Annotated in this window: 23 protein-coding genes; 2 read left to right on the top strand and 21 right to left on the bottom strand. The window is 28.5% G+C overall.

The features are described 5' to 3' along the window. Nucleotides 1–7: 7 nt before the first annotated feature. From BLS77_RS02855 to ychF, 10 genes are all read right to left on the bottom strand, one after another. A complete protein-coding gene (locus BLS77_RS02855) occupies nucleotides 8–772 on the bottom strand; it encodes a cell division protein FtsQ/DivIB (RefSeq protein WP_175490746.1) in 765 nt (254 codons plus the stop codon). Nucleotides 773–923: 151 nt separating this feature from the next. Beyond that, nucleotides 924–2,042, bottom strand: coding sequence for a stage V sporulation protein E (gene spoVE / locus BLS77_RS02850; RefSeq protein ID WP_089965628.1), 1,119 nt, complete (start codon nucleotides 2,040–2,042; stop codon nucleotides 924–926). Nucleotides 2,043–2,125: 83 nt separating this feature from the next. Then, nucleotides 2,126–3,100: a phospho-N-acetylmuramoyl-pentapeptide-transferase gene (gene mraY, locus BLS77_RS02845; RefSeq protein ID WP_089965625.1), complete on the bottom strand. Its 975-nt coding sequence runs from the start codon at nucleotides 3,098–3,100 to the stop codon at nucleotides 2,126–2,128. A 35-nt stretch (nucleotides 3,101–3,135) separates the two neighbouring features. Then, the gene (locus tag BLS77_RS02840; RefSeq protein ID WP_089965622.1) at nucleotides 3,136–4,500 is read right to left on the bottom strand and encodes a UDP-N-acetylmuramoyl-tripeptide--D-alanyl-D-alanine ligase; all 1,365 of its coding nucleotides are present in this window, start codon (nucleotides 4,498–4,500) and stop codon (nucleotides 3,136–3,138) included. A gap of 14 nt (nucleotides 4,501–4,514) precedes the next feature. After that, nucleotides 4,515–5,957, bottom strand: a complete 1,443-nt coding sequence (locus BLS77_RS02835; RefSeq protein ID WP_089966520.1) for a UDP-N-acetylmuramoyl-L-alanyl-D-glutamate--2,6-diaminopimelate ligase — start codon at nucleotides 5,955–5,957, stop codon at nucleotides 4,515–4,517. 106 nt (nucleotides 5,958–6,063) lie between these two features. Continuing rightward, nucleotides 6,064–8,262: a stage V sporulation protein D gene (locus tag BLS77_RS02830; protein ID WP_089965619.1), complete on the bottom strand. Its 2,199-nt coding sequence runs from the start codon at nucleotides 8,260–8,262 to the stop codon at nucleotides 6,064–6,066. Nucleotides 8,263–8,307: 45 nt separating this feature from the next. Further along, nucleotides 8,308–8,805, bottom strand: coding sequence for a hypothetical protein (locus tag BLS77_RS02825; RefSeq protein ID WP_089965616.1), 498 nt, complete (start codon nucleotides 8,803–8,805; stop codon nucleotides 8,308–8,310). A gap of 40 nt (nucleotides 8,806–8,845) precedes the next feature. After that, entirely contained in the window at nucleotides 8,846–9,778 is a 933-nt protein-coding gene (gene rsmH, locus BLS77_RS02820; RefSeq protein ID WP_089965613.1) for a 16S rRNA (cytosine(1402)-N(4))-methyltransferase RsmH, read from the bottom strand. An 11-nt stretch (nucleotides 9,779–9,789) separates the two neighbouring features. Further along, a complete protein-coding gene (gene mraZ, locus BLS77_RS02815; RefSeq protein WP_089965610.1) occupies nucleotides 9,790–10,218 on the bottom strand; it encodes a division/cell wall cluster transcriptional repressor MraZ in 429 nt (142 codons plus the stop codon). Nucleotides 10,219–10,580: 362 nt separating this feature from the next. After that, on the bottom strand, nucleotides 10,581–11,678 hold the full coding sequence (gene ychF, locus BLS77_RS02810; RefSeq protein WP_089965609.1) for a redox-regulated ATPase YchF: 1,098 nt from the start codon (nucleotides 11,676–11,678) through the stop codon (nucleotides 10,581–10,583). 280 nt (nucleotides 11,679–11,958) lie between these two features. Between ychF and pdaA the strand changes: the two genes are divergently transcribed. Next, nucleotides 11,959–12,741: a delta-lactam-biosynthetic de-N-acetylase gene (gene pdaA, locus BLS77_RS02805; RefSeq protein ID WP_089965607.1), complete on the top strand. Its 783-nt coding sequence runs from the start codon at nucleotides 11,959–11,961 to the stop codon at nucleotides 12,739–12,741. A gap of 62 nt (nucleotides 12,742–12,803) precedes the next feature. On the opposite strand, the gene BLS77_RS02800 is transcribed toward pdaA, so the two are convergent. The 8 genes from BLS77_RS02800 to BLS77_RS02765 form a co-directional block, all read right to left on the bottom strand. Beyond that, entirely contained in the window at nucleotides 12,804–13,451 is a 648-nt protein-coding gene (locus tag BLS77_RS02800) for a cyclodeaminase/cyclohydrolase family protein (protein ID WP_089965605.1), read from the bottom strand. Nucleotide 13,452: 1 nt separating this feature from the next. Then, nucleotides 13,453–14,607, bottom strand: a complete 1,155-nt coding sequence (locus BLS77_RS02795; RefSeq protein WP_089965603.1) for a glycosyltransferase — start codon at nucleotides 14,605–14,607, stop codon at nucleotides 13,453–13,455. 112 nt (nucleotides 14,608–14,719) lie between these two features. Beyond that, a complete protein-coding gene (locus BLS77_RS02790; RefSeq protein WP_089965601.1) occupies nucleotides 14,720–15,997 on the bottom strand; it encodes a glycosyltransferase family protein in 1,278 nt (425 codons plus the stop codon). Nucleotides 15,998–16,007: 10 nt separating this feature from the next. Continuing rightward, nucleotides 16,008–17,543, bottom strand: a complete 1,536-nt coding sequence (murJ, locus tag BLS77_RS02785; RefSeq protein WP_089965599.1) for a murein biosynthesis integral membrane protein MurJ — start codon at nucleotides 17,541–17,543, stop codon at nucleotides 16,008–16,010. Next, the gene (locus BLS77_RS02780; RefSeq protein WP_089965597.1) at nucleotides 17,543–18,271 is read right to left on the bottom strand and encodes a WecB/TagA/CpsF family glycosyltransferase; all 729 of its coding nucleotides are present in this window, start codon (nucleotides 18,269–18,271) and stop codon (nucleotides 17,543–17,545) included. The genes murJ and BLS77_RS02780 overlap by 1 nt, the downstream gene beginning before the upstream one ends. Nucleotides 18,272–18,415: 144 nt before the next feature. Then, a complete protein-coding gene (locus BLS77_RS02775) occupies nucleotides 18,416–19,504 on the bottom strand; it encodes a tetratricopeptide repeat protein (protein ID WP_089965595.1) in 1,089 nt (362 codons plus the stop codon). Nucleotides 19,505–19,637: 133 nt separating this feature from the next. After that, complete coding sequence (locus tag BLS77_RS02770; RefSeq protein WP_089965592.1) at nucleotides 19,638–21,362, bottom strand: phospho-sugar mutase; 1,725 nt, start codon at nucleotides 21,360–21,362, stop codon at nucleotides 19,638–19,640. A gap of 128 nt (nucleotides 21,363–21,490) precedes the next feature. Further along, nucleotides 21,491–22,099 (bottom strand): 50S ribosomal protein L25, encoded by a 609-nt coding sequence (locus BLS77_RS02765; RefSeq protein ID WP_089965589.1) that lies wholly within the window; start codon nucleotides 22,097–22,099, stop codon nucleotides 21,491–21,493. Nucleotides 22,100–22,313: 214 nt separating this feature from the next. Between BLS77_RS02765 and BLS77_RS02760 the strand changes: the two genes are divergently transcribed. Next, nucleotides 22,314–23,780 carry an aminotransferase class I/II-fold pyridoxal phosphate-dependent enzyme gene (locus BLS77_RS02760; RefSeq protein ID WP_175490745.1) on the top strand — a complete coding sequence of 489 codons (1,467 nt, stop codon included), beginning with the start codon at nucleotides 22,314–22,316 and terminating at the stop codon, nucleotides 23,778–23,780. A gap of 120 nt (nucleotides 23,781–23,900) precedes the next feature. Here BLS77_RS02760 and BLS77_RS02755 read toward each other — a convergent pair whose 3' ends face one another. The 3 genes from BLS77_RS02755 to BLS77_RS02745 all read right to left on the bottom strand — a co-directional run bounded on the left by BLS77_RS02755 (nucleotide 23,901) and on the right by BLS77_RS02745 (nucleotide 26,663). Continuing rightward, nucleotides 23,901–25,049 carry a M15 family metallopeptidase gene (locus BLS77_RS02755; RefSeq protein ID WP_242873916.1) on the bottom strand — a complete coding sequence of 383 codons (1,149 nt, stop codon included), beginning with the start codon at nucleotides 25,047–25,049 and terminating at the stop codon, nucleotides 23,901–23,903. Between the two features lie 193 nt (nucleotides 25,050–25,242). After that, on the bottom strand, nucleotides 25,243–26,211 hold the full coding sequence (locus tag BLS77_RS02750; protein ID WP_089965587.1) for a hypothetical protein: 969 nt from the start codon (nucleotides 26,209–26,211) through the stop codon (nucleotides 25,243–25,245). Between the two features lie 2 nt (nucleotides 26,212–26,213). Continuing rightward, on the bottom strand, nucleotides 26,214–26,663 hold the full coding sequence (locus BLS77_RS02745; RefSeq protein WP_089965583.1) for a 2-thiouracil desulfurase family protein: 450 nt from the start codon (nucleotides 26,661–26,663) through the stop codon (nucleotides 26,214–26,216). Between the last annotated feature and the right edge of the window lie 252 nt (nucleotides 26,664–26,915).

Raw genomic sequence — 26,915 nt, 5'->3', positions numbered from 1 at the left:
CAGATTCCTAAGATTCAATTTTCACCACTGGTGGTCCATCAAAACTTACATCTATGTATCCTTTTTGTATATTTTTTTGTTCTAAAATACTAAGTACTTTATCAATCTTCCCAGCTTTATCATTCTTTCTTACTAAATCTTCATCATCTCCAAATAATATTTCTACCCCTTTAATATATCCTTTTATATTTAAAATATCCGATATATCTAATCTTTCAATTCTAAGCTCTGAAATATCAGATTTAATAATTGGATGAAAGGCATTTAAAATTTTACTTGTATTTTCATCATCTATTATTTTTTGTCCAACTTCTTTTCCATTATCCTTTGCACCAATTATACTAACTAGATTTCTACCCTCTAATGTTTTTAATTGTTCTACATAAAAGCCATCATTAGTTATAGCTTTATAAATTTCACCTTCTTGTATATAGTAAGCTACTTTACCTTCTTTAATTGATATATTTAAAATAGCATTACTTTTTTTATTAATTTTAACCTCTTTTATATATGGATTTGCTAATATTTTTTCTTGTATTTCTTTATAATCTACAGTAAATATATTTTTTCCTAAGTAATCTTTTAATCCATCTTGTAATTCTTTTTCATTAACTGTTGTAATACCAGTAAAATTTATTTGCTTAACATTAAATATTGGTGCTTTATAAATAAAAACTATAGTTGCCGTGACGATTATTATTGATGATATAACTAATCTTTTAATAATTTTTTTTCTTTTTTTTAACCTTCTAAATTCTTGCGCTTTATTCATAATTCTCCTATTTTTTCTAAACATATTAATTACTATTAATAATACCACTTTTTTTATTTTTTTTCATTATAAATTTATTAATTTTAACATTTCTACATAAAAAGAACATTTCTTTAGTCTTTAGCTAAAAAAATGTTCTTTCTTATATTATTTAAATTTCTTTTCCTTCTGTTTGTCGTGATATGTTTAAAAGTATTCCCATAGCAATCATATTAATTACAAGAGAGCTTCCTCCATAACTAATAAATGGCATGGGCACACCAGTTACTGGCATTGAACCAGTTACAACTGCAATATTTATAATTGCTTGAACTGCAATTATAGATGTTATTCCAACTGCTAATAATGTTCCATAACTATCCTTTGCCTTCATAGCTACATTAATTCCTCTCCAAATAAAAAATATAAAGAGTGAAATTATGAAAAGACATCCGATCAATCCTACTTCCTCGCCAATAATAGCAAATATAAAATCATTATGTGGTTCTGGCATATACAATGTCTTTTGCCTTGATTGTCCAAGCCCTAATCCATTTAATCCTCCTGCACCTAGTGAATAAAATGATTGTATTAATTGATATCCATCACCTGCAGGATCTTTCCATGGATTTGTGAAATTCATTAATCTTCTAAGTCTATATGATTCTCCAAATATAAATCCAACCACTGCTATCCCTAATACTGGTGCAATTTTGTAAAATAAATCTTTAATATCTGCTCCACCAACAAAAATCATTATTAATGTAACTATCATTATTATAGTTGCTATACTTAAATTTTTTTGAGCTAAAACAAGTCCTGAAAAAAGACCTGCTATTAATAAACAAGGTAATACCCCTTTTGTAAACTTCTTAATATTATCTCCCTTTAAATCAATGCTCAATGCTAAAAATAATACAACTACATATTTTGCAAGTTCTGAAGGTTGAAAACTTAATGGACCAAGTACAATCCATCTTTTTGCTCCATTAACTGACGGGAAAAAATGTACGGCTATTAATAACACAGGTGTTATTAACAATAAATAAGGTGTTATCTTTTTAAATTTATGATAGTCAAAAGACATCATAAAAACCATACTTACAATTCCAGCTACACTCCAGACTAGTTGTTTTTTTAAATAGTAAGTACTATCTCCTTCATTAAACATGGCATAGTACGAACTTGCGGAGTAAACCATAACTACTCCGATTGCTAAAAGTATACAAACTGAGTAAAATACACCATAATCTATTTCACCCATTTTACTTTTAAGCCTTTTTTTCCTCATAAAAACTCCTCCAAATTAATTGATTCGGGAGCTAAAATAAAATAACAAGTCAAAAATTTTGACTAGTTTTTTTTGAAGATCCCTTAAAGGGCAACAAAGCCTATAAAGCATAATAAAACTGTTATAACTGCAAAAACTGTAACTATTTTAGTTTCACGCCATCCTTCTTGTTCAAAATGATGATGAATTGGTGCCATTTTAAATAGTCTTCTACCTCTTAACTTATATGACCCAACTTGTAATATTACAGATATTGTCTCTATAACATATATTCCACCAACAATACAAAGTATTAATGGTAATTCAAGCACTAGTGCAATAGTTGCTACGGCGCCACCTAATGCAAGTGAACCTGTATCGCCCATAAATACCCTTGCTGGGTAGGCGTTATACCTTAGAAATCCAAGTAACCCACCTGCTAACGCTAATGAAAATACTGCTATAGATTCTTGTTTCATCATAAACCCAACTACTCCAAAGAATGTAAGTACTAAAACAGTAACTGTTGCTGCAAGCCCATCTAAACCATCTGTTAGGTTTACAGCATTAGTTGTACCTACATAATAGAATATTACAAAAGGTATGTATAATAAACCAAGTGGCACTTCCTTATTAACGAATGGTATTATTATAGTAGTTCCTAAATAAATGTATCCATACCAAGCTATAGCTCCTGAAAAAATTAAAAGCAAAGCCATTTTTTGCCATGATTTTAACCCTTCATTATCTTTTTTTATAATTTTTAAAATATCATCTAGAAATCCGATTATTCCAAATGCTATAAATGCATATAAAGCTATCATTGCTTCGTCTGAAGGCTTAAATCTCATAATTAGCATTACAATTGCAGTTGATAAAATAAATATTATTCCTCCCATTGTAGGAGTTCCTGCTTTTTTCAAATGACTTTGAGGTCCTTCTTTTCTTATATTTTGACCAAATTTTAATTTTCTAAGTATTGGTATTGTAATAGGTCCAAGTATTAGTGCAAAAATAAATCCTAGTACTAATGCTATCGCTAAGTTTGATGTTATTATTTCGGTTAATTTCTCCCCCATGTTTTACTGCCTAAAGAGGCAGTTCACCTCCTTCGTTATATTGAGATTTGTTTAATAGAATTTACAATGTCCTCAAACTTCATTCCTCTTGAAGCCTTAACCAGTAATATATCATTTTCTTTAACTAGTGTTTGTACATTGCTAATAAATTCTTCCTTTGTAGTATAAATCTCAATTTCCTCACCATTAAATCCTTCTTTAAAGCTATCTTTATAGTCTCCTATTACAACTAATTTATCTACTTTATCAGATGCATATTCGCCTACTTCTTTATGAGCGTTAAAGGCTTCATGTCCTAGCTCGTTCATGGTTCCAAGAATAGCTATTCTTCTTCCAGATTTATAAGTATTTAAAACATCTAATGATGATTTCATAGAATCTGGACTTGCATTATAACAATCATTAATAATTATAAACTTATCTTTTTTTATAAGTTGTAATCTCATTGATGTTGCTTCTAGATTAGCTATACCTTTTTCCATACTTTCGAAGGTTACTCCAAGTTTGTTTGCTACACTTATAGCTAGCATTGCATTTAATACATTATGCTTACCTGCCATTGGCAACGTAAATTTGTGATGTTTCCCATTTAAATGAGCTTCAAACTCAGTTTCTTCTTCCTTTAGTATAATATTAGTCCCATAGACTTCATATTCATGATTATATCCTGTTTTTGTAATTTTAAAACATTTAGAATTAATATTTTTCAAATTACTATCTTCTCCATTAAGGATAAGTTCATTATCTTCATTAAAGAAATCTATTATTTCCATTTTTGCTTTTAATATATTTTCTCTTGTTTTAAGATTTTCTATATGAGAAAGCCCTATATTCGTTATAACTGCAATATCTGGAATTGCTGTTTCTGCTAGTGTATGGATCTCACCGAGGTCACTCATTCCCATTTCTAATACTGCTACATCATAACTACTATCAAGTTCAAGTATCATAAGTGGTAATCCTATTTGATTATTAAAATTACCTTTTGTTTTAAACACTTTATATTTATCGCTTAAAAATGATGCAATTAAATCTTTTGTTGAAGTTTTCCCAGTTGATCCTGTTACTCCTACAACCTTTATTCCTAATTTTTTTCTATAATAGTTTGCAAGAGATAATAATGCCACGGAAGTATTATTAACCTTTATTATAGTTCCTTTATCTTCTAATTCTTCAATATCAAAAAGTATTTCATCAATAATTACTATAGATGCACCTTTTTCAAATGCCTCTTTTACATAACTATTACCATTAAAATTCTCACCATTAATTGCTAAAAATATATTATCTTTTTCTATTTTTCTTGTATCTATGCAAAGTGAATTAAAGTTATTGTTCTTACTGTCCACTAAAACTTCACCATTAATTGCTTTTACTATCTCTAAAAAATTTAGTTCCAAAATATCACCTCAGATTATTTTCTTAAAATTTGATCAACTATTTCTCTTTCATCAAAGTCTATTACACCTTCATTTGTTATTTGATAGTTTTCATGGCCTTTTCCAGCCATAACTACAACATCGCCTTCTTCAGCCATACTTAAAGCTAACTTTATAGCTTCAACTCTATTTTCTATAGCTAAATAATTGGTTTTTTTAATTCCTAAAATAATTTCTTTTATAATTAACATAGGATCTTCATTTCTTGGGTTATCTGACGTTATAATTGCAAGATCAGCTATTTCACTTCCTACTCGACCAAGCTCTGCACGTTTAACCTTATCTCTATCCCCACCACAACCATAAACAGCAATAAGCCTATTAGTTGTGAATTCTTTTAATGTTTCTAATATATTTTTTAATCCATCTGGAGTATGTGCAAAATCTATAATTATTTCATAAGGTATATCATATTTATGACCTATTCTCTCACATCTACCTGGCACTACAACCTTTTTTAGTCCCTCAGCTATAAACTCGTTTTTAATTCCTAACGACTTTAGTGCAGCAATAGCTCCTAATGTGTTGTATATATTATATTTACCTGGAAGGGCAGAATTAAATTCAGTTCCGTTTACTACAAAATGAATATCACTTTTCTTTAATTGAATATCAGTTGCTCTAAAGTCACTTTCGTTATTAATCGAATAAGTAATTATTTTTTTGCCTTCTATTTGTTTAGCATCGTTTAAAACTCTATATCCATAATTATCATCTATATTAATAATTGCGGTTTTACTTCTCATAAACAATTTAAATTTAGCATTATAATAGTTATCAAAAGATTTGTGGAAATCTAAATGATCTCTAGTTAAATTAGTAAATATGCCTGTTTCAAATTCGCATCCATAAACTCTATCTAATTCTAATGAATGTGAAGATACTTCCATAACACAATATTCACAACCAGCACTTACCATATCACTAAATAGTTTTTGAAGTTCTAGAGATTCTGGCGTTGTTCTTTCAGATTTAACCTTTTCTTCCCCAATATAGTTTGCAATGGTTCCTACTAGCCCTATTTTAAATCCAGCTTTTTCTAATATAGATTTTAAAATATAAACTGTTGTAGTTTTTCCATTTGTACCTGTTACTCCAATTAACTTAAGTTTTTTAGTTGGATGTCCATAATAATTTGCAGCCATAATAGCTAAAATCTTTCTTCCTTCTTTAATTTTTATAATAGTAATATCATTACCCTTAACTTCTACATCATCCTCACATACTATTACCTTAGCTCCAAGATCTACAGCCTTTTGAGCATATTCATGTCCATCAACTTCAAATCCTTTTAAACAAACAAACATATCCCCTTCAAGTATTTTTCTACTATCATATTGAATATTATTTATCTCCCTTTTTAAAGATCCACCTTCTACCTCATATTTAACTCCATTTAATAATTCTAATAGTTTCATCTCACCATCTCCTTTTATATTGTTTGAATTTCTTTGTTTTTTTGTAATGGTAATTGTATAAAAATTTAGCATGTGATATCCCACATGCTAAATTAAAGGCAATTTATTAATCACCGTATTCTGCATTAAGTGTTAATTTGACCTCGGTGTCACTACTTATAAGTTCGCCTTTAGGTATGCTTTGTTTTATAACAACACCCTCACCTTCAACTTTATAAGTGATACCTAACCCAGATAAAACTTTTTCTACAGATTCCATGGAACGTCCTTTTAAATCTGGCATTGCAATAGTTTTATTATAAGACCCTCCAGCTCCTGTGTAAAGTACAATCTTTGAACCATCTTTAACAGAGTATCCAGGATAAGGTTTCACATCTGTTATTATATTGCCATTTCCTTCTATATTATACTCTAAATTCTTCTCTTTTAGAATTTTTTTAGCTTCTTGTATTTCTAATCCTCTAATCTCAGGAATTATTATATCTTTTATAATTCCTTCTGTATATTCCTTATCAAATCCCGATTCCATATAATTAAATATATTAGTTAATAAACTCCTACCTATAGGAGCTACAATTTGACCTGCATAATATGCACCATTATTTGGTTCATCTACTGATATAAAGAAAGTAATTTGAGGATTATCAACTGGTGCCATCCCTCCCATTGAAGAAATATACTTTCCAGCTCCATAAGTCCCATTTTCAGGATTAACCTTTTGCGCTGTACCAGTTTTTGCTCCTATATGATACCCTTCAACATAGGATTTACTTGACCCACCTGAATTTACAGTTCTTTCTAAATAATCCCTAAGAATTGCCGCATTTTCTTTACTTATTATATTTTCCTTTTTAGCAGGAACGAAAGTTTCATCAACTACTCGATCTCCACTCTCATCAATATGTGATACTTCTTTCATTACATGTGGCTGTATTAACGTTCCACCATTAGCAATAGCATTATATGCAGCCATATATTGTGATGCATTTACTGTATTTGTTTGTCCAAAAGCTATAGTCGCTAAATCCGATTCTGTTATATCCTCTGCTTTTTTAATAATCCCTTTAGCTTCGCCTGGTAAATCAACACCACTTACTTTACCAAATCCCATTTTTCTAATCCATTCAGTAAGTTTTGTTCCCCCAATCCTAGCTCCAATTTCCATAAATCCAACATTACATGAATTTTGCAATATTTCAGGTAATGTTTGTGTGCCATGTCCTGAAGTTTTCCAACATTTAATTGTATGTCCACCAACTTTTTTGCTTCCTCCACAATTAAACGTATCTGTTTCTTTAACTAAACCTTCCTCCATATTTGCGATCATTGTTACAACCTTAAATATAGAACCTGGTTCAAAAGTATCATTTACAAGCCTATTTCTCCACATTTTTTGAAGTTTGTCTCCATCTGTAGCCCCGGCAAAATTTTCAAAACCTAACTGTGGTTCATTAGGATTAAAATCTGGTTTATTAGCCATTGCTAATATTTCCCCTGTATTTGGATTCATTATCATTACAGATACTTGTAATGCTTTATTATCTATATATCCTTGTTGTGCTGCTTTTTCCGCAAAATATTGAAGATTTTTATCTATAGTTAGTGTAACTTCTTTACCATCTATAGGTGGTGTGAATTTTGATATTGTATAAGGAAGTTCGTTATTCATTCTACCCAGTTCTGAAATCCTCATTCCTGGAGTGCCTGATAAATATTTATTATATTGAAGTTCTACTCCTGTTAACCCCTGGCCATCAATGTTAGTACTTCCAAGTACATGTGCTAAAAAGTTATCATTTGGATAGTACCTTTTTGTATCTGGAGATACAATTACACCATGGATTTTTAAGTCTTTAACTTTATCAGCTTGTTCTTTATTTATTCTTCTAATTAACGTAACTGATCCTGCATCTGCACCACTTGGTAATTTAGTTCTTATTTTTTTCAAAACTATTTCATTATCAAGACCCAGAGCTTCTGCTATTAAAGGTGATATAACTTCATTTGTTGTCTCTTCTTTTTTTAAATATGATCTAATAGAATTTAAATCAAAATCTACTCTATAAACATTTGCAGACACTGCAAGTTCTACTCCATTTCTGTCTAAAACTTTTCCTCTTCTCGCATCAATTTTAACTTCACTTGTCCATTGTTCCTCAGCTCTTGCTGAATAATCTTTCCTCTTTACTATCATTATGTAGGATAACCTAATTATTAATAGGGCGAAAATACAAGTTAATCCTATAAGGGCTAATGACATTCTTTTTTTCATTACCGCCTTATCCCTATAATTCCCTTTACTCACTTCTATTCCTCCATATAATTGCTAAAAAACGGATCTAGGATGCAACTATTTTTTTATTGCACCCATTAATTTTGAAAATAAAGTATCTTTTTCTTTTTTTATTATTGAATTTTCTGTTAATTCCGGAAAATAATTTTTAGTCATATCTACTGTTATAGCCTCATTATTATTCGGATTAGTCATTCCCATGCTTTTAGCTGCAGCTTTTACATTATCTAATGATGAAAATTTAAGAAAATCAACTCTTAAAGCCTCATTAGCCGCTACTGCATTTTTCACTTCATATCTCATATCAGTTAATTTCTTTTGTGTTTTATAAACTTTACCATCGCGCATAACTGTAATAACACCTAATACACATATTACTAATGCAACTTGAATTATATTCTTAGTTTTTTTATCTCTTAGAGCCATTATTTTTTTTCTTTTTTCTTTTTCCGCTCTTTCAAGATCCTTCTTCCTTTGATCATCATTAAAGTCCTCATATTTTCTGTCTGGATTTATGGCCATATTCCCTCTTATATAATCATATTCTTTTTCCATAATTTTATTCACACCCCTACCTATTTTTTATTTAATTTTATTATAATTTATTTACTACCCTTAATTTTGCACTTCTACTTCTTGGATTTTCTTCAACCTCTTTTTCAGTCGGATCTATAGGTTTTCTACTAACAAGCTTAACTTTTGCTGTATTTTTACAAATACATATTGGAAATTCTCTAGGACACGTACAAGCTGTAGCAAGTTCTCTAAACTTTAATTTCACTATTCTATCTTCTAATGAATGGAATGTTATAATTGCCATTCTTCCATCTTTATTTAACCTTTTTACTCCATCCTCAATAGTTTTGTTTAATATTGATAATTCACTATTAACTTCTATTCTTATTGCTTGGAAGGTTCTTTTAGCTGGATGAGGTCCTTCTCTTCTTGCTTTTGCAGGTATTGCATTTTTTATTAACTCTACAAGCTCAAAGGTTGTTTCTATAGGTCTATCTTCTCTTCTTGCCAAAATAAATTTAGCAATTCTTCTAGCAAATTTTTCTTCTCCATAATCTCTAATTATTCTAGTTATTTCATCCTCTGAGTATTCATTAACAACTTCATACGCAGATAATGAATCTTCTCTATTCATTCTCATATCTAGAGGTGCATCTTTCATATAACTAAATCCTCTTTCACCTTGATCTAATTGATATGACGAAACTCCAAGATCCATTAAAATTCCATCTACCTTTTCAATATCTAGACTTTCTAAAATACTATCGATATTATAAAAGTTATTGTGAACTAACGTTACATTTTTAAATTCTTTTAATCTTTCCCCAGCTGCCTTTAAAGCATCTTTATCTTGATCAATTCCTATTAGTCTTCCTTTTTCTGATAATTTTTGTACAATATGTGATGAGTGGCCTGCTCCACCAAGTGTACAATCTACATAAATACCATCAGGCTTTATATCTAATCCATCAATACATTCATTTAAAAGTACTGAAACATGTTTAAATTCCATAATCTTTCTCCTTATATTCCTAAATCACTCATTTTTTCGGCTATTGAATCAAAGTCTATATCTGAATCATTATATTTTACCCATTTTTCCTTGCTCCAAATTTCAACTCTACTTAATACTCCTATACTTACTATTTCCTTTTCTATCCCTGCATATTCTTTTAAATTTTGAGGAATTAATCCTCTACCCTGCTTGTCCGTTTCAACTTCACATGCACCTGAGAAAAAAAATCTAACAAATGATCTAGCATCCTTATTTGTAATTGGTAATGTTTTTAACTTTTCTTCTAATATTCTCCATTCCAAGATTGGATATGCATATAGGCAACCATCAAGCCCTTTAGTAACAACAAATTTATTACCAAGTTCTTCTCTTAGTTTAACAGGTACTATCATTCTATTTTTTGTATCAAGAGCATGTTGATATTCCCCTATAAACATTTTGCATCCCTACCTTTGATTATTAATACTTTTCACTCCACTTCTCACCACTTCCAACCACTTCATACTATATATTGTATAAAACTTTGCAAAAACCTTCAAGTGTTATTTGTCATTTTAATAAATTTATTTTACATAATTAAATTTTCAGACATTTATTCCTAAATTTCTTCATAAATATGTAATATTCTCGCTGTATTTATTGGAATAAAATGGTATCCATTAATTAAATATATTATGAAAAATTTATTATTTTAACAAAAAAAAAACCCACAGTTTGTGAATTCCTTTTTACGGTCTTGAAAAAAAATAATAGACTAGTAAATTAGTCTATTATTTTTCTAATATTCTTTATATATAATTTATACGTTAAATCTGAAGTTTACAACATCTCCATCTTTCATTATATATTCTTTTCCTTCTAATCTATATAGACCCTTTTCTTTGGCAGCTGCCTCTGAACCGCATGCTACTAAATCATCATATCCAACAACTTCTGCTCTAATAAATCCTCTTTCAATATCTGAATGAATTTTACTAGCTGCTGCTGGTGCTTTTGTTCCTTCGTTAATTGTCCAAGCTCTAACTTCCTGTACTCCCGCTGTTAAATAACTCATAAGTCCAAGTAATTTATAACTTCCCCTTATTAATATATCTAATCCTGATTCTGTTAAACCATATTCTTCTAACATTTCAGCTTTTTCTTCATCTTCAAGGCCAGAAAGTTCTTCTTCAAGCTTTGCACAAACAACTGCAACTTCTGAATTTTCTTTAGCCGCATGTTCTTTAACTATTTTAACATAATCATTATCAAGGTTTCCGCTTATCATATCATCTTCAGATATGTTACATGCATAAAGAACTGGTTTTGAAGTTATCATGAATAGCCCCTTTATATAAGCATCTTCATCTTCTGTAACTTCCATTGTTCTTATTGGCTGATTAGATTCAAGGTGAGCCTTAATTTTTTCCATTAAAGCATATTCATCCTTAGACTTCTTATCTCCTGACCTTGATGCCTTAGCTCCTCTTTCCATTCTTTTTTCTAGAACATCTAAATCTGCAAATATTAATTCTAAGTTTATAGTTTCAATATCTCTTATTGGATCTACTGAACCTTCCACATGAATAATATTTTCATCTTCAAAGCACCTAACCGCATGAACAATTGCAGAAACTTCTCTTATATGAGATAAAAATTTATTTCCAAGCCCTTCACCTTTTGATGCTCCTTTTACAAGCCCTGCTATATCATAAAATTCTACAGCTGTATAAATTTTTCTTTTTGTGTTATACATTTTTTCTAAAACATCTAATCTCTTATCAGGTACACTAACAACACCTACATTTGGCTCAATTGTACAGAATGGGTAATTTGCTGATTCTGCTCCAGCTTTTGTTATGGCGTTAAATAAAGTACTCTTACCTACATTTGGTAAACCTACGATTCCTAAATTCATCTATGTACATCCTCTCTTATCTTAATTAGGCATTTGAAAAAATAACAAGTCAATCTACCATGTATATTGGCTTGTTATTTTTTTGAAGATGCCTTAAATATAATTTTAATATTATATCTTTAAAATTATACTCTATGAATAAATTTTTTTCAACATTAACTATTTCATAAAAATATTATAATCATCCATATACTTCATATACTTCATTGAATTACTAAGTGTATATAGACTAAATTTGCTAATAATAAATAAGTATAATAAATTATTAGGTGGTGACTATATGAAAAAATTAAAAATAATTATTTCTACTATTCTAATTTCACTTTTAGTTATTAGTCCACTATTTGTATCGGCATCTACTTTAAGTGACGAGGGTGAATTAAATTGGTATTTTGTCTCTAGAGGAAAAGGAAATTTACCTGAAGGTGCAAAAGAATCTATAGGCTTCATATCTGATTACGATGCATACTTTTTAGGTACTACAGAAGAAAAAGTCCTTTATTTAACCTTTGATGAAGGATATGAAAATGGAAATACTCCTACAATACTTGATATTTTAAAAGAGGAACAAGTGCCTGCAGCTTTTTTCGTGGTAAAGCCTTATCTTAAAAGTTGTCCAGATATTATTAAAAGAATGGAGAGTGAAGGACATTTAGTTTGTAACCATAGTAATCATCATCCATCCATGGCTAAAATTACAGATCCAGCTAAATTTACAAGCGAATTTACAACTGTTGAAGAAGAATATAAAAATATAACTGGAAAAGATATGCCTAAATTTTTCAGACCACCAATGGGTAAGTATTCTAAAAATTCTTTAAAGAAAACTAAAGAGCTTGGTTACAAAACAATTTTTTGGAGTTTTGCATATAAAGATTGGCTAGTAGATCAGCAACCTACAGAAGAGTTTGCAATAAAGAAAATAACAGATGGGGCCCATCCTGGAGGGATAATTCTACTTCATGCAGTTTCAAATACTAATGCAAAAGTATTAAAAACTGTAATTAAGCAACTAAAAGCCGAAGGCTATGAATTTAAATCTCTTGAAGAATTAAAATGCTAAATTATTTATAAGTCCTATAAAAAATAGCAGACTATTATATTTGTCTGCTATTCTTTTAATATTTAATTTGGGTAAATTACTTTCTCTACATTACAACTTATTTTATTTTTACCTTCTAATGACTTTTCTAAAATAGTTACACACTCTTTTTCAATTTTTCCTGCATACTCTTCTTTTCTAAGTGAATTAAGATTTATTTTAACATTTAAAATAGCACTCTCTATAGCACTGTGAAGTAATATTGCCGCAACTCCTGCATCTGAAATTAAATTTTTATTTCCAAACTCTACTGCAAAAGAAATATTTTCATAAAATCCTAAAGATTCTTTTGCAAGGTCTAAAGGCGATTCCATAGCTTTAAATGTATTTTCTTTTATTATTTTACTTCTAATAGATTTTTCTTCTTCTGTATCTTTAGGAAGTTTAAATGAATCCATTAATCTTGTAAAATCCGCTCTATCTTTTTCCATAAAAGTTTGTGCAAGTTTCGTAAAATTAATTGCTTTTTCTTGAAATTTTATCATTTCTTCTTTTTTTTCATTACTTAGGTTTTCAAAAGATTTTTTATTTACAGTTAATGAATACACCATTGAATTTAAACTTGATGCTAATGCAGCAACTAATGCAGCAGTACTTCCTCCTCCGGGGCTTGGTGCATCTGATGATAGTTCCATTAGAAATTGTTCTATACTATAGTCTTTAAATTCCATTTTAAATTTCTCCTTCTATACTTATTTCTTTATATACCTCTATAATTTTTTCTACAATAGATTCTTTAGTAAATCTTTTAATACAATCTGCCCTAATTACATCACTATTATAAGAATTAATATTTTCTTTTATATTTATCATTGCATCTTTTAGGCCATTTATGTCATCTATAGCTACAATTTTGCCGTTAACTTCATTAATAATATCTTCAGCCCCGCCATTATACATTCCTATAATAGGTTTTCCTGCAGCTAATGCTTCAATGTACACAACACCAAAAGTTTCATATCTAGATGCTAACACAAAAGCATTGCACTCATTCATATTTTTAGCAACCTCTTCTCTTAATAATGCCCCTAAAAATACTACTTGATTCTTTATACCAAGATTATTAGCTAAAATTTCCAGACCTTTTCTTTGGCTACCATCGCCTCCTATTTTAAGTTTGCAATTTCTACCATTGAATCCATCTGAAAAAGCCTTAATAAGTGTGTCCATTCCTTTTTCGCCTTCTAAAAAGGCTAATGAAAAGAATGTAAACTCTTCATTATTCTTTTCTTCTTTTTTTTCAAATAATTCTAGCGGAACTAAATTATGAATTACTTTTATATCATTTCTTCCGCTAAATTCCTCAATTTCTTTTTTAAGCCCAGTTCCAACAACTACTACTTTTTTAGCAACATTATAGGATTCTTTTATTAAAGGTTTATAACTTTCTCTAACATAAGATCCTCTTTCAATTGAAGAATGCTCTGTAATAACTAGTGGAATATTATACTTTTTAGATATATACGCTGCGCTTATGCCTGCCCATAATGATGACTGTGCATGTATAAGATCTACTTTGCCTTCTTTTTTAACTATTTCTTTATATAATTTATCCATCCTTTTATTAAATACCTTAAACATTAAAGGGCTTTTAGGTATAAAGTTATAATTCTTATATCTATAAGTTTTTAAACTACCTTCTATTTCGAAGTTCATTCCAGCTTTTTCATTAACTTTACCTAATAATGTTAATGGCCAAATTTCATTATAAGCGACTGTCACAGAAATTCCAGATTCCTGAAGTGCTAAAGCTTGTTCCTTAAAAAAACTTCCATGAACCTTATTTCTAACATTTGAATACCAGGAAGGTATAAACATTATATGCATAGATAATCAACTCCTTTAAATAATTCTAAAATATATAAAGCATCTTTTAAAAATAACAAACCAATATGTTAGTCTATTTTAGCCATTTGAAAAAGCAACAAGTAAATATGCATTATGTACTCAATATTTTATTTAATTTTTTAGAGATGTTTTCCCACTCATATTCCTTTATTGGCTCTGATATTATTCCACTATCTACTTTATTTACTAAATCAATTAATGCATTTACTATATCTTCTTCATTATTTAAAATAACACTACACTTTTCTAAATTTTCTACAACAGTTATTATTGGATCATCTTCGTCACCGAGTATAACTAGAACATAGCTACTACATCCAAAATAATCATATATTTTTGCTGGAATTTGTTTAGAATTTTTATTTCCAAAAAGAAGTAATATATCCGCTTTAACCATATATCCTAGAGCATCTTTATAAGGAATTCTATTTGATACCGTTGCAACTTCTATTGATTTAAGCTCTTCTTTTATATTATTATCATCTATATTTCCAAAGAAAAGCACATTAAGCTTATTGTATAATATAATATCTTTTTTCTTTATTTTATCTAAAGCATTAATGAAAGGTTTTATATCTCTTAGTTTGGAGAATATTTCTCCAGTATAAACTATGTTTACACTGTTTTCTTTAATTAATTCTGGTTTATCTTCTTTTTCAATTTCTCTATAAGTTTTATCATCATATCCTCTTGTAATTAAGTAGGTCTTTTCCTTTGGAATTTTATAACTTAAGATATAATCATCTCTATTAGCCTCAGTTACAAATACAAATTTATCTGAAAGAGATATAATATTTTTTTCAAAATATCCTTCTATTTTTTTTCTAACAAATCCAACATCTTCCCTTGTAGAATCCTTAAGCCATGGGTCACTCCAATAAGTTACCCAAGTTACATTTTTATTTTCTTTTTTTATATTATAAGCACAGATATGGCTAGATGGTGGTTCATGCATTGAAAAAATAACATTAAACATTTCATTTTCCATAAGTTCTTTTCCATATTTAGAAGCTTTATATGCCCAATATAAATACATATCAGGTACCCCTAAAATTCTTTTTGCCAGTCTTAATAATTTCTTTATATTCGAATATTTATTGCGAGCTTTTTTCTCTTCACTATTAATTGATTTTTTAGGCATAATCTTTTCAAATAACTTTCCACCTGAAATAATATGAAGTTTAACCCTTTTATCTAACATTCCTAAAATATACTCATCATAATATATAGATTCCCTTGGAAAATTCACAGTTAATAAATGAACTTCATTATCTTTAATTTTTGCTAAGTTATTTAAATATTGAAGAGTTTCTATAGATGCTGAATTATTTATTAGTGGCGAATAACAGGCTATAAATAGTATTTTCATATTTTTTCTCCTACCTTTTTCTTAGTTTCTTTGTAATCATTAATGTAGCTTCATCAAACTCTTCTATTTTCATAAATTTGCACACTATTGCAAAAATAATTATTCCTATTATTCCGTTAACTGCTAAAATAATAAAATCACTATTAACAACTATAATTTTATTAATTATATAAAGCGTACTTATCATTATAGTTGATGCTAATGCAATCTTTAAAAGTTTTATAATCATATTTTTCGCATTAAAATCACCTATTAATTTTCTTGTTGAATTAAATAATAGTATAGCTGTTACAGCTGCCGCTATTGAAGAGGCTATTGCAATACCAGATACCCCAATATATTTAGATAATATCAAACTTAGAATTATATTTATAGAAACACCAATAACTCCATTTATTGCAGTTATTTTAGTTTTTTGCATTGAAAATAATGACGAGTTTAAAATATCTCTTGCGCCGGAAAAAGGTAGTTGCAAGGCATATGCTGCAAATACTGTTGACGTAATTAATATTGTTTCTGGGGTATCGAATTCACCAGCACCAAATATTAAGCTTATAACTTCTACTCTTAAAAATACAAATGCCATCATTATTGGTATTAAAAATAATGATATAACAACAATTCCCTTTGATAAATGTTCTAAAAATCCTTTTTTATCACCTGAATTAAGTTTATTTGCCATTAAAGGATACATTACAGAGACTATAGACGTTGTTATAGCTACATTAGTGAAAACAACTAATTTTTGCGCAAAATCTATTATGGTTATTCCTCCAATTTCATTAAAGACTGCTGCAATACTTTTATCTACTATTAAATTTAATGAATTTGCTCCTGCCCCTATAAGTACAGGTAATATAAGTATAAGTATTCTTCTTATTCTTTCATCTTTTAAATCTATAAATGGTTTTATTTTAAATCCATGCTTATACAAAGATGGAAGTTGTACAAGAACACTTAATAGATTTCCTATTACATTTGCAATTGTTAGTCCAATAACACCTACATTAGTAAATAATATAAGGTATAGAATTATTGGTAAATTGAAAAACAACCCTAAAATAGATGGCATTATAAAATCTTCACAAACTTGAAGTACAGATGCAAAACAAGCTTTTAAACATAATAGTAATATATTAACAATACTTATTTTTGTAAGCAATATTGTTAGCTCCATTGTCTCTAAATTAAGATTATAAAAAATTAAACCTACTATTTCCTTTGTAAATAGAAATCCTAAAACTGATAGACAAATACATATTATAGCTATTATAGTAATTATATTGTTTGAAAACTCAAACATTTTATTTTTACCTTGTTTACTTTTTATTTCACTAAGTATTGGAATAAACGTAGTTGCAATTGCAAGTCCTACTATTGTAAAAACTACTTCTGATACAGAAACTGCTGCAATATATGCCCCACTTTCCATCCCTGCTCCAAATGTCGATCCTACTAATCTATCTCTTATTAACCCTAAACATCTAGTAAACACTGTTACTATCATAATTATAAATGTGGCTTTAAATATTTTATTTTTACTCATTATTTCACCCTTTTCTTACTTATAACCAAATATAAGAACCTTGGAATACTTCCAAGTCTTTTTATTCTCCAGGGTTCTTTTGCTACTCTATAAAACCACTCCATACCTATATTTATCATCCATTTTGGAGCTCTGCTTACTTTTTCTCCTATAACATCAAAACTACCTCCAACACCCATAAATACTTTTGTAGGTAATATATCCATATATTTAACAATAAAGTTTTCTTGTCTTGGACACCCCATTGCTACAAATACTACATAAGGTTTTTTCATTGTTATTTCTTCTAAAATTTCTTTAGGATTTTCCATATCAAAAAAGCCATTTTTATATCCAACTATATTTAACTTTTGATAATCCCTAACTAAATTTACAATACAAGCATTTAAGTTTTCCTCAGAGGATCCAAGCAAATATATCCCTTTACCAGTGTTTTCGCAATCTATTAATATTTCTCTCATAAGTTCTATACCTGCTATTTTTTCCTCTACAGGTGTTTTTAAAATTTTAGCAGATATCTGAATCCCTACACCATCTGGTATTATAAGTGCTTTATCTGATTTGAAATTCTCTAATAATACTTTGTTATGTAACCCCGTATATAGTACCTCTGGATTTCCTGATATTATATGAACCTTTTCAAAGGTTTTTATCTTTTCCATACACTCTTTTAACGTCTTCTTATAAATTTTATAACCTAATATATTAATAAAATCATTTGATCCCATATTAACTCCTTTATCCTAATTGTAAACTACTTCAATAATATAATATCATATTTCTATTTTAGTTAAAAGTAACTATACTTATAATAATTAGACATTTTAAAAATAACCTATTTTTCATTTCCATAATGAAAAATAGGTTATTTTTTATTTTTTAAGCATTTGCTCTAGCTCTAATACAATTTCATCTTCAGGTTTTAAATTTTTAGCGATTTCTAAATGAAGTTTTGCATCTTCTAATTTATTTAAATGAATATAACACATAATTATATTAGTACATATTTCAACTTCTCTTGAAACTTCAAAGGCTTTTTTAAAGTATTTAATTGCACCCTCAAAATCTTGAAGACAAGCATAATTTACGCCAAGTTCTACTATAACTTCTAAAATCCCACTTTCTCTTTGAATACTTTCTGTTAAATAATAAATGGCTTTTTCATAATTTTCTAATTTTCTATACGCAATTGCTAAATAATAATACATCAATGGATTATCTTCAAATTTTTCTATTAAAGATAATAACATTCCAATAGCTTTTGCAGGCTCATCCTTTAAACACTCAAGAGCCTTTTCATAATCAGAGATATTATTTATATCTACCATAACTCTTTTCACATCTTCTGTTAACTCTCCGCCTTTATTTATATACTCATTTAAAGCTACTCTAGCCCCTTGAAAATCTTCTCCATCTTTTAATATAAGAGCTTTATACAAATCTGCCTCTGGTATTTTCATTAGATTTTTTTCACAACACTCAATATCCTCTAACAATATACTTTCAAATGCACTATCTTTTTCTCTTAGAGTTTCCCCTACTAGTAAAAGTTTTTTCATTACTTCAGTTTCTTTTGAGTATCTATATAATCCTTTTAAAAGTAAATATGCATCTTCTAATTTTTCTTCTTTTATTTTTTTTGATATAATAGTTTTTATACAAGCATCAGTATCCTTTATATATGGTAAAATCATTTTATAATCTTCATTAAATCTCAGATTTTCATCTGCACCTAATGCAAAGAACATTCCTTCTATAAAGTAATAAATAGGCAGATTCTTTATTTTTATTTCATCATTTATATTAGAAGTTATGTATTCTGAGCTTATAGGTATATATAAATCCTTATTTTTCAAAATTATATTCCCTGGCATTTGAATACTTTTCTTAAATCCCTCTTCATTAATTTCCAAAAATAGCATTTTAGAAATTTTTTCTTTGAAAATAGTTTTATAATCCAAATTTTACACTCCTTTGGTTTTAATTTTATCTTTTTATAATAACTCATAATTAGTCATCTTTCAAATAATATTTACTTACATTTAAGCAAAAAGAACTCAGCTTTGCTGAGTTCTTAAGAAAATTCATTAATAATTAATTAAGTTTTGCTTCTATTATTTCCATAACCTTAATTTTAAAAGCTTCTAAATCTTTTTCAGCTCCCTCTAGGCTACTTCCTTTTATAGATAAATAAACCTTCATTTTAGGTTCTGTTCCAGATGGTCTTACCACAAAATATGATCCATTTTCACAAATGAATTTTAAAACATTTGATTTTGGAAGATTAATTTTAGTTTTTGTAGCTTTTATAATGTTTTCTTCTGTACTTAATTTATAATCAAGCTTAGTTTCTATTAATGCTCCATCTACTTCTGTTAATATTGAATTTCTTAAAGCCTCTATACAACTAGCAATTTTTTCTTGTCCTTCTTTTCCCTTTAGTTCAATTGAAACTAAAGTTTCTTTGAAGTAACCATATTTTTCATATAAATCTATTAATGCATCATATAAACTTTTCCCATTTTCTTTATAATAAAGAGTCATTTCTGAAATTAACATAGCTGCTATAACCGCATCCTTATCGCGGACAAAGTCTCCTGCTAAATAACCATAGCTTTCTTCAAACCCAAATAAATAAGTTTTATCTCCAGCTTCTTTAAATTCTCTTATTTTTTCACCTATATATTTAAATCCAGTTAATACATCAATTATTTCTATATTATAAGCTTCAGCAATTTTTCTTGCACCTTCAGTAGTAACTATTGTTTTTATTAACACTCCATTTTCAGGAAGTTTATTTTCTTCTTTTAAAGATTCTAACATATACTCTGTTAATAATAAACCTGTTTGGTTTCCTGTTAATACTTTATATTCTCCAGTGCTATCTTTAACAACAACCCCTATTCTATCTGCATCTGGATCAGTTGCAAATATAACATCTGGATTTTCAGTTTTAGCCATATCTAATGCAAGCTTAAATACTGCTGGATCTTCCGGATTTGGATATGATGCTGTTGGAAAATTACCGTCTGGTAATTCTTGTTTTGAAACAACTTTAACTCCAGTGTAACCAAGTTCACTTAGAACTCTTCTTACTGGTATATTTCCTGATCCATGAATAGGTGTATATATAACTTTTAAGTTACTTGCCTTTTCTTTAACTAAATTAGTTCTTATAGTTAAACCCTTTGCAAGTTCAATATATGCGGTGTCTACTTCAGCTCCAATGTAAACAAGTAATTCTTTCTTTAAAGCTTCTTCTTCAGTTATTGTCTTAATTTCCTTAAAATCTTTAATATTATTAACTTCATTAATAATTATATCAGCTTTTTCATCTGTTACTTGTCCACCAAATTCATCATAAACTTTATATCCATTATATTGCTTTGGATTATGTGATGCAGTAACTACTATACCCCCTGTGCAATCTAAATATCTTACCGCAAATGAAAGCATTGGAGTTGGTCTTAATTCTTCAAAAAGATATACTTTTATACCATTTGCACAAAGTGTTAAAGCTGCAGATTTTGAAAATTCCATTGACATATTTCTTGAATCATATGCTATTGATACTGATGGGTTTTTAAACCTTCCATTTAAGTAATTAGCAAACCCTTGTGTAGCTTTAGATACTGTATATATGTTCATTCTGTTACTACCAGCACCAATTATCCCTCTAAGGCCCCCAGTACCAAAGTCTAAATCCTTATAGAACCTATCCTCAATTTCTTTTTCATCTGATATGTTTCTTAATTCTTCTTTTATATTTTCATCTATTATTGATGAGTTTATCCAATTATCATATTTTTCTTTATACATATTTTCCCCTCCTAATAACATAATTACCATAATATATTATACACTAAATCACACTATTATGAAATAAAACATTAAGAGTTATAGTGATAAAAATCCTCACTATAACTCTTAATTCTACAAAACTTATTCTATTTTGCTTTTTTTTCTTCTTTAGCTTCTTCTACTATAGCTACCATATCATCTGAAACTGTTTTTCTTTCATAGCTAATAGATGCAATAACTGAGTTTAAATCATCTATAATTGAAATTTCAGATGCAACTTCTAAGTCTCCAAATTTATAAACTGACCCAACCATTCCTTGGTTAATATTAATTTCTAAATATTTCGGAAGTGAATCAGCAAAACATTCAACTCTAACAGTATCTTTTTCTTTTTGAATAACTACACCTTTTTTAGTTAACATATCTTCACCTACAAAGTGAATTGGAACTGAAGATATAATTGTTTGATTACCTTCTAGTTCTTCAAGGTCTAAATGAATTATTTTATGACTTACAGGATCTCTTTGAACATGCTTAACTAAAGCTTTATGACCTTCTCCATCTATATTGAAATTTAAAACTCCATGTTCTCCTTGCTTTGAAATTTCTTTTCCTAGCTCTAATCCACCAACTTCAAACATAAAGTTATTCATTACCTTTCCATATAAAATCCCTGGAATTTTACCAGATCTTCTTACCTTCTTTGCACTATTCGAAATAATGTTATTTCTTTTTTTAAATTCTAAATTTATCACAGATAAGCCTCCTAATTATTAAAATGTTTTTACAGTATCTTCTGATATTATTCGCATAAGGAGGATATTTTATACATTAATTTATATTTCTTTCTATATTATTTTTTCTTTTTACGTATTTTATTGCATAGTTCCTACTAATAAAATATAATAGTAATGTTTGTATTAAAAAAAATAATTTTCAAGAAAATACTAAAGAAAGAAGGTGTCTATATTGTATAAAATGAATCAACAAGAAACTCCACTTTTTAGTGCACTAATGGAGTATGTAGATAGAGATACACTGCCACTTCATGTTCCCGGTCATAAAAAAGGAGTAGGCATAGATGCAGAGTTTAAAAAATTTATTGGCGAAAATCCATTTAAAATAGATGTTACAGTTTTTAAATTAGTAGATAGTTTACATCATCCTACTGGTCCAATAAAAAAAGCTCAAGAATTAACAGCCGATGCTTATGGTGCGGATGCTTCATTTTTCTCAATTCACGGAACTTCTGGTGCAATCCAAGCAATGATAATGGCTGCTGTTAATGATGGCGAAAAAATTATTGTTCCAAGAAATGTTCATAAATCTATAACTGCTGGAATTATTTTAAGTGGTGCTATCCCTATATTTATGCAACCTGAACTTGATAAAAAATTGGGAATTGCACATGGTGTTCCTCCAGAAACTGTAAAAAAAACTTTAGAAGAACATCCAGATGCTAAAGCAGTTCTAATTATTAATCCGACATATTATGGTGTTGCAACAGATTTGAAAAAAATTGCTGAAATAGTTCATAGTCACAATATCCCTCTATTAGTTGATGAAGCTCATGGTCCTCATTTAGCTTTCTCAGATAAGCTTCCATTATCTTCTTTAGAGGCTGGAGCTGATATATGTGCACAAAGTACTCATAAAATAATTGGATCTTTAACTCAAGCTTCGCTTTTACATGTAAAGAGTAAATACATAGACCCAAAAAGAGTTCAGCAAATACTTAATCTTATGCAAACAACTTCACCCTCTTATATATTAATGGCTTCTTTGGATTGCTCAAGACGCCAAATAGCATTACACGGAAAAGAACTTTTACAAAGTACTATTGAACTTTGTGTTTATACTCGTGATGAAATAAATAAAATCCCTGGATTATATTGTTTTGGAGAAGAGGTTCTTGGCTCACCTGGTTCTTATAGTTTTGATTCAACAAAACTTACAATTTCATCAAGAGAACTTGGAATTACAGGTTTTGAACTTGATATGATACTTTCAAATAAATATCATATTCAAATGGAATTATCTGATTTCTATAATACTTTAGCTGTTGGTTCATTTGGTGATACAAAAGAGGGGATGGATAGATTATTAAAGGCGCTTAAAGAAATATCTTCTGAGCACTTTGGAACAAAAAAATATATACAAGACTTTTTAGATATTCCTTCTATTCCAAAGAAAATTTTAAATCCAAGAGAAGCCTTCTATAGTGATAAAATTTCTATTCCACTAAAAGAAAGTCTTGGCAAAATTTCAGGTGAATTTCTGCTTGCTTACCCACCAGGTATTCCATTACTTTGTCCTGGAGAAGAAGTTACTCAAGATATACTTGATTATGTTGAAGATTTAAAGAGTGCTAATCTCTACGTGCAAGGCACAGAAGACCCTACTGTTTCAAATTTAAAAGTAGTTATAATAAATTAAATATTTTTTAAAATAACAAGTCAATTTATTATATATTACTTATTTCTTTGAATATTCCTAAAATAAAAGAGGCAAAGTTTTAAAACTTTGCCTCTTTTATATTTGTATATTCATTTAGGGCTACACTCCTAAATATTCTTCTAAAGTTAAATTATTATTATTAAAATTTTTACTATGTTCTTCCCCTAAATACCTAAAGTGCCATGATTCATAAACAAATCCAGTTTTCCACTCTTTACCTTCTGGGTACCTTAAAATAAATCCGTATTTATAACAGTTATTTTTTAACCATTCAGCTTCAGCTGTGTATTGAAATTCTTGATTTGCCCAAAGGGATCTATCTGCCCCCCCAACATCAAATCCTAAACCAGTTTGGTGTTCACTAAAACCTGCCCTAGCTGAGAATGTATCAGTTGGTTCTTGCCCAAAGCTTGCCACATAGTTCCAATATAATCTATTTTGTGTCCAAAAACTTCTATATGTTGAAAATGCATTAATGTATAATCCATCTTTTCCAGCAGCTTTTTTCATTTCTTCAAAGGCTTCTCTAGCCTTTGGGTCTTCAGCATCTCCAAAGGAATCTGGTAATCCATTTTTCTTATTAACTAATAAAATCCCATTAATATATGTAGCCTTTCTACTTTTTTCGTCTTCAGTGGATTTTTTATCATATTCTTCTTTAGTTATTCTTGTTTCTACTATTTTTTTGACCTCTTTAACATAAGTATTAATATCTTCTAAATCTACCTTTGCTTCACTATACTTTTGTTCTTTTATTAATAAATTATATTCATCCATTAGTGTATTAACTTTTTTGACCTCTTCCTGTGTAAAACCCGTCATCTTATCTTCATTTAATTTATTAAATAACTGTTCTAATTCACTATGATTTCCAGCACTTACATCTACTAATAAACTATTTAGGTTGTCCACCAATTCCTTAACTTTATCAGTAACTCCATTTTTAAGTTCTTCTAAAATTTCTTCTATTTCACTATTTATTTTTATACTAACCTCATCTGAAGCATAAATACTTTTATTATCTTCTCTTAATCTATTAAACGTTCCTAAAACATTAATGTCATCCTTAAATTTTTCGCTTGCTACTACATCCCTCGCTATAAGCGCCTTCTTTTTTATATTAATTGGTATATATGCCATTAATCCTAAGACAACTCCCAATAGTACCATAGTTATTATTGATTTTTTTATTCTTCTTATTCTTTTTATTCTTTTTATATTAATTTTTTGATTTTTTTTCTTATTCAAAATTATCTCTCCTTTGAATAGTACCTTCACATTATATTAAGTTTTCTACCAAAAGAAAATCTATATATTTCTCTACTAACTTAATCCTATTCTTAAATTATTGTTATTCGACTATTATACTATATTAAACGAGAAAATAAATTACAATTCACTTACTATTTAATTAAATATACCTGTAAATTTAAAAAAATCATTAAATTTTACATTTCTTACTTTCAAACAATCTTTTTATTTCATTTCTAACTTCCTCATCTCTATAATTTTTACTCAAGTAAATAAGAATATTATTTATATCTTTATCTTCTTGATTCATATTATAAAAAGTTAATGTTGCTCTTATTTTAGTAAACTCATTTATGTTTATTACATCAATAAAGTCTTTATCTCCTTCTTTTATATCAATTACTTTTTTTAAATCTATTTTTTCACTATCCATTGCAAGAAATTTCAAGAAACTCAAATGACCAGTTGTACATCTTTGAGCTGCATTTATAAGATGTACTAAAGTTTCATAAGCACTTTCAACATCTCCATCTTTTAAAAATTCCTTATAGAAATGTTGAATAAGTGCAATTATTTTATTATTTCCTTTTATTTGTGACGCAAACCCTAAAATAACTATTTTATCCATATCATTGAACTTAATTATGTTGTTCATTATATCATCAATGATTTTTTCAGTAGAGACTTCTTCCTTCGCAAGTCTTACTAGAATATTTATAGCCTTTAATTGAAGTGATGTATTTCCATATGCTATTTTAGTTAATATATCTACGCCGCTCTCTTTATAGCTAAAAATTATCATTAAAATTGAATTTTCAACTACCATTGGCCATTCTCCTAATTCTTCATACTTCCCTTTTAGTTCATCTGGTTTTTCTATTTTACAAGCTAAATATTCTGGTAATAAATTAATATGTTCTTCGCCTATATTATGTGATGCAATCTTTGCTCTAATCTTTAATTCTTCAAATTTATCGTGATATTTAACCACATTTAAAACTTCTCTTATAATTAATTCTTCGATTTCCTTATTTAAATTAATAAAATTATCATTATATTTATCTACTTTCTCTAATAGTTCTTCTTTTTCACCATTTTCTTCTCTTTTAACCGAAGCTCTTTTCACTTGTTTCTTTTTAAATATACTTAAAATTCCCATTTTTATACCCCTCCTAATTGTTCCTCACTTATAACATTAATACCATTTTCTTTTAATATGTATGTTGTTAATCCACAGCCATTAATTTTATTTCCATTAAAGTTTCCATCATATATAAAGTTAACTCCACAAGATGGGCTTCCGTCTTTTAATATAGCTTTATGTATATTTTTCTCTTTAGCTATTTTTAAGACCTCTTTAGCACCTCTTATAAAATTTCCACTAACATCTTCATCTTTATTATTTATAATCTTACTCTTCTCTATTAGTATTCCACTAACTTCTCCTTTTATTTCTGCGGGAAGTCTTGGGGTACTTAATCCACCTATCTCTTCTGGGCAAATCAGTATGCCTTTTCCACTTTCAAATAATTCTAAACACTTTTCATTAAAATTATTACCCCCATTATATTTACAATTAACACCACATAAACATGCACTAATTAAATACATTCTCCACCCCTTTTACAACTTGTTTTTCTAAAATAAACAGTTCTTATAATTATTATTATTACCCCCTATTATAAGACATGTTTTTAAAAATAACTAGCCACTACATATTCCTATTTTGATGTAATTATTACATCTTTTTTTCACATTAAACTTTATAAACTAAAAAAGGATACTAAAAAGCGATTTATATAGCCTAAAACTATTGCTATTTGCTTTTCAGTATCCATTTTTTAAAATAGCCAATATATAAAT

This window comes from Clostridium gasigenes (genome assembly GCF_900104115.1).
Lineage (GTDB): Bacteria > Bacillota > Clostridia > Clostridiales > Clostridiaceae > Clostridium > Clostridium gasigenes.
Note: the sequence above shows the minus strand (reverse complement) of the source record. Positions and strands in the feature narration are given on the sequence as shown.